Consider the following 12,843-nt stretch of genomic DNA (forward strand, 5'->3'; position numbering starts at 1 on the left):
CTCGACCGGACCGGCTCCGCGTCCGTCCTGCCGCTCGTGGCACGCTTCCGCCAGAATGATCCCATGCCGAAGCGCAGCACGCCCCGGGACCTGGCGGACCGACGGTTCGTCCGCGCGCTCGACGAGACCGACGACGCGCTCGTGGTGGGCGAGGCGGTCGCGCTCGACGTCGTCCCCGCCGGCACCGTGCTCCGTCTCGCCGCAGCGCTCCTCGACGCGCTGTGCCTGGTCGCGCTCCTCGTGATGCTGCTCATCGGACTGGCTCGCGTCTGGCCGGTCGGCATCGACGACGCCTGGGGCGCCGCCGCGCAGATCGCCGTCATCGTGACCGTCTTCGTCCTGGTCCCCGCTGCGGTCGAGACGGCGACCCGTGGCAAGAGCGTCGGGCGGTACGCCCTCGGCACGCGGGTGGTCCGGCTCGACGGTGGAGCGGTGTCCTTCCGGCACGCGTTCACCCGGTCGCTGGTCGGGCTGCTCGAACTCTGGACGACCTTCGGTTCGCTCGCGCTCGTGGTCGCCCTGTTCGGCTCACGGCCGCGCCGACTGGGCGACCTGCTCGCCGGGACCGTCGTGCAGCACGAGCGGTTGCCACGGCCCGCCGCACCGTCGGTGCTGCTGCCGCCGTCGCTGACCGCGTGGGCCCGGGTGGCCGACGTCCATGCGCTCCCGCAGCGGCTCGAGAACCGTCTGGGGGCCTTCTTCCGTGGGGCCGCGACGGTGCAGCCGGCCCTCCGCGAGGCCAGCGCCCGCGCGCTGGCGGCCGAGGTCGCCGGGTACGCGCACCCGGTGCCGCCCGTGGCCCCGGAGGAGTTCCTGGCGGGCGTCGTCGCGCTCCGTCGGCAGCGGGACCTGCTGGCCTTCGGCGGCCGGGTACGGTCCCTCGACGCCGCAGCGGCGGTGGCCGGTGCCCGCCCGCCCGGCTTCCCCCGCTAGGTCACCGGACGGGCTGGGGCCGATGACCTCAGCTGCGGCCACCGAACAGGCGACGGGTCCGGCCGGGCCTCCCGCCCCCGCCCGGACCCGCGGCGCGTCAGTACCGGTAGTGCTCGGGCTTGTACGGGCCCTCGACCGCGACGCCGATGTACGACGCCTGCTCCGGCCGGAGCTCGGTCAGCCGCACCCCCAGCGCGTCGAGGTGCAGGCGCGCCACCTTCTCGTCGAGGTGCTTCGGCAGCACGTACACGCCGGTGGGGTAGGAGTCGAGCCGCGTGTGCAGCTCGATCTGCGCGAGCACCTGGTTGGTGAACGAGTTGCTCATCACGAACGACGGGTGCCCGGTCGCGTTGCCGAGGTTCATGAGGCGGCCCTCGCTCAGCACGAGGATCGACCGGCCGTTCGGCAGACGCCACTCGTGCACCTGCGGCTTGATCTCGACCTTCTCGACACCCGGGAGCGTCTCGAGCCCGACCATGTCGATCTCGTTGTCGAAGTGTCCGACGTTCGCCACGATCGCCAGGTGCTTCAACGCGAGCATGTCGTCGACCCCGACGACGCCGAGGTTGCCGGTGCAGGTGACGACGATGTCGACCTCCCCCGCGACGTCCTGCAACCGCGCGACCTGGTAGCCGTCCATCGCGGCCTGCAGGGCGCAGATCGGGTCGACCTCGCTGACGATGACGCGCGCGCCCTGTCCGCGGAGTGCCTCCGCCGCGCCCTTGCCGACGTCGCCGTAGCCGACGACGAACGCGACCTTGCCGCCGATGAGGACGTCGGTGGCACGGTTCAGGCCGTCGGGCAGCGAGTGGCGGATGCCGTACTTGTTGTCGAACTTCGACTTCGTCACCGAGTCGTTGACGTTGATCGCCGGGAACTTCAGCTCACCGTTGCGCGAGAGCTCGTACAGGCGGTGCACGCCGGTCGTGGTCTCCTCGGTGACGCCCTGGATCTCGGCCGCGATGCGGGTCCAGCGGTCCGGGGACGTCTCGAGCGAGGCTGCCACCGTGGCGAGCACGATCTTCCACTCGGCGCTGGCGTCCGCACCGGCATCGGGCACCCGCCCGGCGGCTTCGGCATCGGCACCGGTGTGCACCAGCATGGTGGCGTCACCGCCGTCGTCGAGGATCAGGTTCGGCCCCGTCCAGTCCGCTCCCGCCGCGGCCGCCTCGGCGCTCCAGTCGAAGACCTGCGTGGTGCACCACCAGTACTCCTCGAGCGTCTCGCCCTTCCACGCGAAGACCGGGACGCCGGCGGGGGCGTCAGGGGTGCCGGTCGGGCCGACGGCGATCGCAGCGGCGGCCTCGTCCTGGGTGGAGAAGATGTTGCAGCTGGCCCAGCGCACCTGCGCGCCCAGCGCGACGAGGGTCTCGATGAGGACGGCCGTCTGCACCGTCATGTGCAGCGACCCGGCGATGCGTGCTCCGGCGAGGGGCTGCGTGGCGCCGAACTCCTCGCGCAGGGCCATCAGGCCGGGCATCTCGTTCTCGGCGAGGCGGATCTGGTGGCGTCCGGCCTCGGCGAGCGTGAGGTCGGCGACGCGGAACGGCACGGCGGCACGGGTTTCGATCGGCATGGGCACCAGTCTCCCACGGGCACCGCCCCGGCCCGGTCCGGCCGTGCGCCTCCGGACGCTGCGGTCAGGACGCCGTGCGGTCCGGGGTCCTCGGCGGCGGGTCCCGGCGGACGACCCGCCATCCCTGGGGCACACGGAGGGTCGCGGCGTGCCGGGCACAGAGGTCGTAGCCGTGCGGCTCGACGCGGGTCGAGAGGGGTCCGACGACCACCATCGAGTCGGCGTAGTCGTACGTCAGGGTCGCCGAGGCGCCCGCGCCACAGGCGACCTTGCTGCAGATCCGTACGTCCATACCGCCCCGACCCTACCGGCAGCCGCTCGGGGGCCCGCCGCGTACGATGGGCGGATGCGCCGCAAGCCCCCTCCCGTCCCGCAGGTCGACCGTGCTCGCGGGCGTTCCCGGCACGGCCGTGGGTACCGTTCGAGCATCACCGGGCCGGAGCTCGCACCCGTGATCACCCGTGCCGAGGCCTTCGACCGCATCGTGGGCGACACCGCGCACTACCTGGTCGGGCTGTGGCCGGAGGAGCTCGCGGGCGTCGTGTTCCAGGTCGCGGACATGCCGACCGACACGGCCCGGCCCGACGCACTGCCCCGGTGGCGCGTGGACCGTGACGGCCGACGGGTGACGGTGTTCCGCATCCCCGTCGAGCGGGTCACGCACAGCCCCGAGAAGGACGACGTCGACCGACGCATCGTCGTCGAGACCGCGGTGTTCCGCGCCGTCGCCGAACTGCTCGACAAGGACCCGTGGGACCTGGCGCCGGACCGCTACCGGCACTGGTGACCCGGGCCTCCCGGCACCGGTGACCCGTGCTCCCGACCGACGCCGCCGACCCCGCCGACCCCGCGGGACCACCAGCGGCCGACCTGCCGGACCCGGCCGCCGGCCCGTCAGGGCCGGCCCCCCCGGTCACCGGCCCGCCGGTCGCCGACCCGCCGGTCGCCGACCCGCTAGGGGTAGACCCGCAGCGGGCTGGAGACCTCAGTGGCCGGGCGGACCGGGAACCCGGCGATGCCGTCGTCGCCCTGGTAGGTGACCCCGGCGACCAACCCCTCGGCACCGGTGAGCCGGAGTTGCTGCGCGCTCGGCACGCTGACGGTCGCGGTCGAGCCGGAGGCGACCTCGACCTCGCGGGAGTCGTCGCCGGAGGCGATGGTCACCGTGGCGTCCTCGCGGGTGGGGTTGACGAGGTTGAGACGCGCTCCCGACCCGGCCGCGACGGCGGTGATGGTCGACTCGCCGAGCGGCTCGGCGGACGCGAACCACCCGAGGTCGGTCCGGCCGTCGTCGGTCGGCGTGGTGGTGCGCGCCCCGGCGACGATCGGCACGGTCGAGGTGATCGTGAACGAGTAGCGGCCGTCCGGGAAGTCGTCGAGCGGCACGTCCGTGACGACCCCCGGCTCGGCGGTGGCGTCCACCGTGGTGCCGCCGCCGTCCGCGGTCGTGATGCCGAGCGTGACGCGCGCGCTCCGGTCCCCCGGCACGTAGAGCCGGAGGGCGGGTGCCGCGTCTGCGGTGTCCTCGCCGCGCTGTGCCCCCTCGGCGTCGTCGAGCACGACGCCCGGGATGACCTGCGTGCGGGCAGGTGCGGCCCCGCCGGAGACGATGTCGAACCCGCCCGGGGTGAGGGTCCGGACGACGGTCTCCTGCATGTGGGCGACGATCTGGCCGCCGGTGGAGGTGACGTGCACGACCGTCGACCCCTGGTCGGTGACGAAGCCGGAGAGCGGGACGACCTTCTGCGAGTTCGGCGCGACGACGATGCCGGTGGTGCCGGGCGCGCTGACGGTGCCGTTCGCGTCGGCGATCGCCAGGTCCACCGTGGCGTTGACGTCGGTCGGGTTCGCGAGGGTGACGAGGCTGGTCCGGCCGGTCTCCGTCGAACCGCCGACGAGCCAGGTCGACTGCGACGGGTCGTCGCAGGAGGCCGCTCCGACGCCGACCAGGTCGCCGGAGGAGACGCTCTGCACGCTGCTGCCGGCGACCTGCGGTGCGGTGTCCTCGGCCGGCGCGGTGAGCAGCGTCGGCGCGCTGCTGCCGGTGGTCGAGCCCTCGAGCTCGGTGCGGTCGACGCCCTCGCCCGTGGTGGCGCTCGCGATCTCCGGCGACCCGATGGCGCTGGCGCGCGTGGCGTCGTTGCCGGACTCGTCCGAGAGCCGCAGGGCGCTGCCCGCGCAGACGCGCTCCGCTGCGGCCGGCACCGGGGTGACGGTCCGCCCGGCCGGGTGGCCCGGGGTCTCGGTGGTGCCGATCGTGTGCGCGGCGGCGATCGTGCCGGCCGCGACGACGACGGCGACGGCGGTCGCGGTGCCGCGGAGCGCCCAGCGGCGCGCGGTGCTCGTGCTCATTCGTCGCGCTCCTCGTCGAAGGTGGTGGCGGGCTCGTCGGCCTCGATGACGTTCGAGGTGGCACGGCGTCGGCGCGGTGCGGTCGGCACGGCGAGCAGGGCCGCGGCCCCGAACACGATGCCGATCACGACGAGGTGCAGCACGTGCGTCGCCGCGGCCGCCGCGGACCCGGTGCTCGTCCGGTCGACGTCCCCCTCGTAGTGGAAGAGCGCACCGTTCGTCGTCTCGCCGATGCTCGTGAAGAGCGCGTTCTGTCCGATCGCGCCGGCGGCCCGGTCGTGCACGGCCCGCGCTTCGGGGTCGTCCGGGGCGTCGTCGAGGAGGACGAAGCTCACGCCGAGCTCCCGCAGGGCGGGCTCGGGGTCGTAGCCGCTGCGGCTCGCGAGGTTCCCGGCGAGCGTGGCCAGCCGTGATCCGGACCGGCTGAGCGACAGCGCGGTGGCGTCGAGCGTGGACTGGTCGTCGAGCGTCGAGCCCTGCCCCCGCTCGAGGGCGACCGCGAGCGACCCGTCCGTCTGTGGTTGCACGACGAGTGTGCCGACGTCCGGGTTCGCCTGGGCCTCGGCGTTGACGTAGGCGCTCAGGACCCGACCCGACGTGGGCTGGATCGCGGCCCGGTCGACGTAGAACGCGGCGAAGGCGGGAGCCACGGCGACGGCGGCGAACACGCTCGCGACGAGCCCGACGACTGGCGCGGCACGCGGCACGGTGTCGATGCCGATGCACGCGGCCACGACGAGCGCGAGCGCCGTGACGGACAGGGCGCTGCCCGGCCACACGATCGTCGTCGTCGAACCGACACCGGTGACCGCCAGGTGGGTCGCACCGAACGCCGACGCGTAGCCGAGGAGGGCGGCGGCGAGCGCGGTGCCCGCGAGCGACCACCGGTGGCCGAGGACGGCACCGATCGCGCTCGCGGCGAGCGGGAGGGCCAGGACGGCCATCACGACGGGCAGCACCGCGTCGACCAGCCCCAGCGGGGCGGTGGCGGACAGCCAACCGTTCCAGTCCGGCAGCGGCTGTCCGATGGCCAGCTGGAGCGCGCTCGGTGCCGGCGTGGCCGTCGGGACGCCGGGGTCGGCGAACACCGCGAGCGGGTTGCCCCTGCTGACCTGTGCGAGGACGAGGGGGACGAACAGCACCGCGGCGGGGACGGGGACGAAGACCCGGCGGTGCGCGTGCCGGAAACCGACGACGAGCGCGACGAGCCAGCCGATGAGCAGGACGGGCAGGAGCGACGGTGCCGACGCGGTGACGACGGCGAAGAGCAGCGCGGCGCCGGACGCCGAAGCCCAGGAGCGGTGGGCCTCGACCAGGGTGAGGAACAGCCACGGCAGCAACACGTGGGCGATCACGGCGCCGAGGTGCCCGGAGGTGACGGCCCCGACCAGCGCGGGGGCGAGCGTGTAGAGCACGGCGCCGATGACCGGCACCCAGGTCCGCGTCGTCACCTTGCGCACCGCGGCCCACGCGCCGAGTGTGGCGAGCGGGAAGGACAGGAGCATGACGAGGACGACCGAGGTGGACGGCGACCAGAACGTGATCGAGCCGAGCACCGCGAGCACCGCCGCGAAGGGGTCGGACGGGCCGGTGAACCCCGTACCGAGGGAGTGCCAGCCGTACCCGACGTTCCGCCAGAGTTCGCCGACGTCGGTGCTCAGCGGCAGGAGTCCCCCGCCGGTCAACGCCGGCGACCCGAGCAGCGGGAACAGCGTCACGATGCTCAGCACGACCGCGGCCAGCACCACCCAGACGCCGCCGTCGCCGAGGAACGACGCGCGGGCGACCGGAGCGTCCTCGGCGCGGGCGAGTTCGACGTCCCGGGAGGTCGTGCGGTGCTCGTGCACCCGTCGCCAGCTCACCCGGAGCGGCTCGATCGCCGCCCAGCCGGTCTTCCGGTTGGCCGCGAGGGTGCGCCGCGCACGACGGACGCCGCCGCCGGCCGCCACGGCGAGCGCGGCCGCGAGCTCACCGCCGACCGCGGCCGGGTGCTTCGCGACGAGGTGCCCGATCGCGCGCCCCACGGCGAACGGCAGGAGCGTGAGCCAGTGCAACCAGAGGACGCCGGCGGGTGCGTAGGTGAGACGGCGGTGCAGCTGGGCCTGGCGGTGCATGCGCACCCGGCGACGCTCGGAGACCTTCGCGCGGCCGAACTCCTCGATCGGGCCGGCGCTGGTGGCACGGGCCTCGGGGACCACGGCGACGCGGTGTCCGGCGAGTCGTGCCCGGACCGAGAAGTCGAGGGCGGCGTCGACGTCGGGCAGCGCCGGGTCGAACCCGCCGAGGCTGTTCCACACGGACCGGCGGACGAGCATGCCGCCGGCCGAGACGCCGAGCACGTCGGTGTGCCGGTCGTGCTGGCCCTGGTCGAGCTCGTCCTGCACGAGGGTGACGGAGCGGCCGAAGCGGGTCATGCTCTCGCCGAAGGCCTTGATCCGTGCCGGGTCGTCGACGCCGACGAGCTTCGGCCCGGCGATCGCGACGGACGGGGCGATCTCGACCGCGGCGAGGAGCGCGGCGAGGGTGCCGGGGGTCGGGCTGTTGTCGTGCCCGACGAGCCAGAGCCACTCGTCGACGCCCTCGTCGGGCTCCGCACGCGGGGCCACCCGCTCACCGTGTCGGACGGCTTCACCGAACGGGCGACCCGCCGGGATCCGGGAGAGCTGGGCGCTGCCACCGAAGGACAGTTCCGAGGTCGAGCCGTCGGTCGACCCGACGTCGACGACGACGAGCGCCTCGGGCGGACGGGTCTGCGCAGCGAGGGCGTTCAGGGTGCGGTCGAGGTGGTCCGCCGCGTTGGCGGCGACGAGGATCGCTGTGACGCGGCGTGAGGAGGCACTGGGCTGCATGACGGCGCCACTCTACGGGCCGCACGGCGCGGTGCCGGCCGGGTGCGGCGGCGCGTTGCGCAGACGGTCGCCTCCGGACGCGTCCACTGCGGGACTGCTCGAGCGCGGCCGCGCACGGTCCTCGTGGACCGGGACCGCTCAGGCGCGCTTGCGGAGCTTGCGGCGCTCGCGCTCCGAGAGACCGCCCCAGATGCCGAATCGCTCGTCGTTCTCGAGCGCGTACTCGAGGCACTGGGTGCGGACCTCGCACGAGGTGCAGATCTTCTTCGCCTCGCGGGTGGAGCCGCCCTTCTCGGGGAAGAACGCCTCGGGGTCGGTCTGCGCACAGAGCGAGTCGACCTGCCACGCGAGCGGGTTCTCGTCGTCGGTCTCGATCGACCGGCGGACACCCGGCACGCCGAGTGCGACGGGGTCGACGTGCCAGTCGTCCGGCACTCCGGCTTCGAAGTCGGATGCGCTCACCCTGATCACCCCTTGACGTCTCGTTTGCGGCCCTGACGACGATGCCGTCGGTGTAATTACAGCGGTGTGATTCCCCGGAGTCAAGTCGCGGATCATAGAAGCCCCTCCCGGTTCCGCCGTGGCATGTCCCCCGTTCGGGCGTGTCGCACGGGGTCTGCGGGTCGTTCGGGGGACACGAGGAGCCCCGCAGCCGGGGTGGTGGCGGGGCTCGACGGGCGCGGGCCGGTCAGGCGGCGCGGCGCCGGGCCTCCCAGGCACTCGTCACCATGTCGTCCAGGCTGTGCCGCATCGCCCAGTCCAGGTCACGCGCCGCGGCCTCGCCGGTCGCGACGATCCGTGCCGGGTCGCCGGCGCGGCGCGGCGCGACCTCGGGCTGGAAGTCGATGCCGGTCCCCCTGGCCATCGCGTCCATGATCTGCCGGACGCTCACGCCGTCACCGCTGCCGAGGTTGTAGGCGCGCTGCAGCGGTTCCCCGGACTCGAGCTTGCGCGCCGCCACCGCGTGCGAGTGCGCGAGGTCGGCGACGTGCACGTAGTCACGGACGCAGGTGCCGTCCGGGGTCGCGTAGTCGTCGCCGTTGATGCGCGGCGTGCGACCGGCGAGCAGGGCGTCGAAGACGAGCGGGAACAGGTTGTGCGGGCTGGCGTCGTACAGGTCGGGCTCCCCCGAGCCGACCACGTTGAAGTAGCGCAGCGACGTCGTGGTGAAGCCGCGGGCGACCTCGAGGTCCCGCAGCAGCCACTCGCCGATGAGCTTGGACTCGCCGTACGGCGACTCCGGCGCCTTCGGGGTCTCCTCGACGACGACGTCAACGTCGGGCGTGCCGTAGACCGCGGCGCTGGACGAGAAGACGACCTTGTCGACCCCGGCGTCGGCCATCGCGCCCAGGAGCGTCGCCATCCCGGTGACGTTCTGCTCGTACGTGTGCAGCGGCCGCTCGACCGAGACACCGGCGTACTTGAAGCCGGCGACGTGCACGACACCGGTCACGGCGTGCTCGCGCATGGTCCGCTCGAGGAGTGCGCCGTCGAGGATCGTGCCCTCGACGAACGGGACACCCTCGGGCACGAACGCCCGGAAACCGCTCGAGAGGTCGTCGAGCGCGACCGTGTCGATGCCCGCCGCGCCGAGCGCTCGGACGACGTGGGACCCGATGTACCCGGCACCGCCGGTGACCAACCAACTCATGCCGCCACGCTAGCGGAACGGGCGGCGCGGGCCCGGCGGTGGTCGGGCCGACCGCCGCCGTGCCGGTGGCGGTCGGCCTACGCGCCCGTCGCGATGAACACGGTCCCGGTGGTCCCGCTGCCGGCGTCGGCCTCCACCGTCACATCGCCCTCGTCCGGCGTGATGTAGCAGGACTCCCCGCGACGCAGGAGCGTCGCGGTGCGGGCGCCGACCAGGGTGACGACACCCTCGGTGCAGATCGCGATGGACGGTCCGTGGAGCGGCGCGGTCCCGCCGGCGCCGGGACCGGCCGGCCGCCCGTCACCCGTCACGCGGAGCAGCGCGAAGCCGACCCCCGCCGGCGCGAAGCGGTCCACCGCGGGGGCGAGGTGCTCCGGCTCGAGCAGGGGCACCGGGTGCGCCGTGAAGTCGAGGACCCGGAGGAGCTCCGGCACGTCGACGTGCTTCGGGGTCAGCCCACCCCGCAGGACGTTGTCCGACGGTGCCATCAGTTCGATGCCGAGGCCGTCGAGGTAGGCGTGGATGTTCCCGGCGGGCAGGTACATGGCCTCGCCCCTGGTGAGCGTCACGCGGTGCATGAGGAGGGACACCACGACGCCCGGGTCCTCCGGGTAGGCGCGGGCGAGGTCGGCCGCGGTCGCGGTGTTGGGCGTGACCGTGCCGTCCGGACCGGCGGCGGCGACGGCTCCGGTCGCCAGGTGCCCGACCGCGCCGATCACCGCCCGTGCCGAGTCGTCGGCCTCCTCGAGCCAGCGCACCGTGTCCTCGAGGCCGTGCTGCAGGTGCACGACGAGCGGCCCGAGACGACCGGAGCCGCCGTCGAGCGCCTCGACCTCGGCGAGCGCCTCGGGTACCGGGCGGAAGCCGCTCAGCGCCTCGAAGCGGTCGCTCAACGCGACGACGAGCTCGGGCTTCGGGAACGGGTCCTTGTAGTTGCGGCCCGGGTCGTCGAGCGGGACCCCTGCGGCTTCCTCGCGTTCGAAGCCCTCGCGGGCCTGTTCCGGCGTCGGGTGGGCCTGGAGCGACAGTGGGGCCGCGGCGGCGAGGACCTTGAGCAGGAACGGCAGGCCGGCGCGGTCCGGACCGAGCGCCGTCTCCGGTTCGGCCGTGATCCAGTCGAGGACGGTGTCGGCACCGCCCACCATGGCCGGGTTCACCACCACGCTGGGGCTGCCGGCGTGGGCGCCGAGCCAGAGTTCGGCCTGCGGGACGCCGGTGACGGTCCGTCCGAGCAGTTCGGGGATCGCGGAGACCGACCCCCAGGCGTAGTCGCGAGGGGTGTTCGTGATGCCGAGGAACATGTCACGAGCGTATCCGGCACGACCGTCCCGGAGGGTACGTGCACGATCCGCGATACATAGACTCTCCGGGATGGCCGAACCGACCCGCCCCGTCCCCGACCGCGCCGACCGGACCCGGTGGGACGTGCAGGGGCTGCGGGCGTTCGCGGTCCTCGCCGTGGTCGTCTACCACCTCTGGCCGAACCGGGTGCCCGGCGGCTTCGTCGGCGTGGACGTGTTCTTCGTGATCTCCGGGTACCTGATCACGCGACACCTGCTCCGCGAACAGGTGGCCACCGGACGCATCGCCCTCGGCGCGTTCTGGGCGCGGCGTGCGAAGCGGCTGCTGCCCGGCGCGGCGCTGACGCTGCTGGCCACCGGCACCGCCGTGCTCGTCCTCGTGCCGAGCACGCTCTGGGGGCAGTACGGCCGCGAGCTGATCGCGTCGACGGTGTACCTGCAGAACTGGCAGCTCGCCTCCGACTCGGTGGACTACCTGGCCTCCGACAACGACCCGTCCCCGTTCCAGCACTTCTGGTCGCTGTCCGTCGAGGAGCAGTTCTACATCGCCCTGCCGGTGCTCCTCGTCGTACTGACGGCCGCGCTCCGTCGCACGCGGGGGCACTCCCCGGTCCGCACCGCGCGCCTGCTGCTCGGCGCGGTGGTCGTGCTCTCCCTCGTCTGGTGTGTCGTCGAGACCCGAACCGCTCCCGGGATCGCGTACTTCTCGACCGCGACGCGCGCGTGGGAGTTCGCGCTCGGCGGGCTGGCCGCCTCCGTGCTGACGGGGCCGCCGCGCTCGCGGACGACCGCCGCCGTGCGGACGGGAGGCGCGTGGCTGGGTGCGGCCCTGCTCGTCGCCTCGCTGTGGACGATCACGCCGGCGACCCCCTACCCGGGGACCGCGGCGCTGCTCCCCGTGGTCGGTGCGACGCTCGTGGTGCTGCTCGGTGGTCGGTCGGGCCTGGCGGTGCTCGGGCGGTGGGCGCCGGTGGCGGGGCTCGGGCGCATCTCCTACGCGGTGTACCTCTGGCACTGGCCCGCGGTCGTGCTGCTGCCGATCGTCACGGGACACTCCCTCGGCACGAGGGACAAGGTCGCGATCCTGGTCGGCAGCGTCGTCGTCGCGGCGTTGTCCACGCGGTTCGTCGAGGAACCGCTCCGGTTCTCGGCCCGGGTGTCCGCGCTCCGGCCGCGCCGGGTGGCCGTGTGGGGTGTCCTGAGCACCCTGGTCGTCGTCGCGCTCGGCGCAGCCACGCTCGGCGCCCTGCAGGTCCAGCAGGCGCAGGCGGCCGCCTACCAGCGGTCGCTCGAGGACGGCGACGTCCCCTGCTTCGGCGCCGCCGCGGGCGTGGGGACGGCGGACCCGTGCACCGACCCCCGCCTCGCCGACGTGCGCGTCCCCGTCCCGTCGGCGGCCGGCAGCGACGACGTCAACCGGTACGCGTGCTGGTCGAACACCACGCCCGACTTCAACGTCTGCCGCCTCGGCCCGTCGACGGGGTACACCCGGCACGTCGCGGCGATCGGCGACTCCCACAACAACGCCCTGCTCAGCGCCTACGCGGCCATCGCCGAGGAACGGAACTGGCGCATCGACGTCGCCGGGCACGTCGGCTGCTACCTGACGACGGCCGAGCAGCAGGCACCGTCCGACGCCTACACGGCGAGCTGCGACGGGTGGAAGCAGGCGGCGTTCGCCTGGGTGCGGGACCACCCGGACCTCGACGCCCTCGTCGTGACGCACGCGGCGACGAAGAGCCCCGTCATCGTGCCCGAGGGGTCCACGAACGAGGCCACGGTGGTCGACGGTCTGGTCGGCGCCTGGCGGAACGCCACCGACGTCGGCGTGCCCGTCCTCGCGATCCGCGACAACCCGGTCGCGCGGAACGACGTCCTGACCTGCCTCGGACGGATGACCGGCCCGACGACCGACGCCTGCGACTCGCCCCGGACGGCGGCGCTGTCCGCCTTCGACGGCTCCGCGGAGGCCGTGGCACGTCTCGGCGACCGTGCCGCGTTCGTCGACCTCACCGACCGGTACTGCTCCGCCAGCACCTGCCCGGCCGTGATCGGCGGCGTGGTCGTGCACCGGGACCCCACGCACGTCACGGCGACCTTCGCGACGACGCTGGCACCGTACCTGGGCGACGCGCTCGCGGACGCGCTCGGGGAGGTCCGCGGGTGACCGGCACTAGCCTG

Annotated in this window: 10 protein-coding genes; 3 read left to right on the top strand and 7 right to left on the bottom strand. The window is 73.9% G+C overall.

Annotation, left to right across the window (positions count from 1 at the left end; genetic code table 11):
- Positions 1-63: 63 nt before the first annotated feature.
- On the top strand, positions 64-933 hold the full coding sequence (locus DEI83_RS03840; protein ID WP_111080483.1) for an RDD family protein: 870 nt from the start codon (positions 64-66) through the stop codon (positions 931-933).
- Between the two features lie 97 nt (positions 934-1,030).
- Here DEI83_RS03840 and ahcY read toward each other — a convergent pair whose 3' ends face one another.
- Entirely contained in the window at positions 1,031-2,509 is a 1,479-nt protein-coding gene (gene ahcY, locus DEI83_RS03845; RefSeq protein WP_111080484.1) for an adenosylhomocysteinase, read from the bottom strand.
- 64 nt (positions 2,510-2,573) lie between these two features.
- Positions 2,574-2,801 carry a DUF3499 family protein gene (locus DEI83_RS03850; RefSeq protein WP_111080485.1) on the bottom strand — a complete coding sequence of 76 codons (228 nt, stop codon included), beginning with the start codon at positions 2,799-2,801 and terminating at the stop codon, positions 2,574-2,576.
- Between the two features lie 54 nt (positions 2,802-2,855).
- Between DEI83_RS03850 and DEI83_RS03855 the strand changes: the two genes are divergently transcribed.
- A complete protein-coding gene (locus DEI83_RS03855; RefSeq protein WP_111080486.1) occupies positions 2,856-3,296 on the top strand; it encodes a metallopeptidase family protein in 441 nt (146 codons plus the stop codon).
- A gap of 167 nt (positions 3,297-3,463) precedes the next feature.
- Here the strand turns inward: DEI83_RS03855 and DEI83_RS03865 are convergent, their stop codons facing one another.
- The 5 genes from DEI83_RS03865 to manA form a co-directional block, all read right to left on the bottom strand.
- Entirely contained in the window at positions 3,464-4,861 is a 1,398-nt protein-coding gene (locus tag DEI83_RS03865) for a DUF5719 family protein (protein WP_111080488.1), read from the bottom strand.
- Positions 4,858-7,710, bottom strand: coding sequence for a glycosyltransferase family 2 protein (locus DEI83_RS03870; protein ID WP_111080489.1), 2,853 nt, complete (start codon positions 7,708-7,710; stop codon positions 4,858-4,860). Before DEI83_RS03870 ends, DEI83_RS03865 begins: the two co-directional genes overlap by 4 nt.
- Positions 7,711-7,848: 138 nt before the next feature.
- Complete coding sequence (locus DEI83_RS03875; RefSeq protein ID WP_375334644.1) at positions 7,849-8,181, bottom strand: WhiB family transcriptional regulator; 333 nt, start codon at positions 8,179-8,181, stop codon at positions 7,849-7,851.
- A 217-nt stretch (positions 8,182-8,398) separates the two neighbouring features.
- Positions 8,399-9,361: a UDP-glucose 4-epimerase GalE gene (gene galE, locus DEI83_RS03880; protein ID WP_111080491.1), complete on the bottom strand. Its 963-nt coding sequence runs from the start codon at positions 9,359-9,361 to the stop codon at positions 8,399-8,401.
- 77 nt (positions 9,362-9,438) lie between these two features.
- Complete coding sequence (gene manA, locus DEI83_RS03885) at positions 9,439-10,662, bottom strand: mannose-6-phosphate isomerase, class I (protein WP_111080689.1); 1,224 nt, start codon at positions 10,660-10,662, stop codon at positions 9,439-9,441.
- 70 nt (positions 10,663-10,732) lie between these two features.
- On the opposite strand from manA, the gene DEI83_RS03890 reads away from it, so the two are divergent.
- Positions 10,733-12,829 carry an acyltransferase family protein gene (locus DEI83_RS03890; RefSeq protein WP_181431058.1) on the top strand — a complete coding sequence of 699 codons (2,097 nt, stop codon included), beginning with the start codon at positions 10,733-10,735 and terminating at the stop codon, positions 12,827-12,829.
- Positions 12,830-12,843 lie beyond the last annotated feature (14 nt).

Origin of the sequence: Curtobacterium sp. MCBD17_021 (assembly GCF_003234525.1) — a bacterium.
In the GTDB taxonomy this organism is placed as follows: Bacteria; Actinomycetota; Actinomycetes; order Actinomycetales; family Microbacteriaceae; genus Curtobacterium.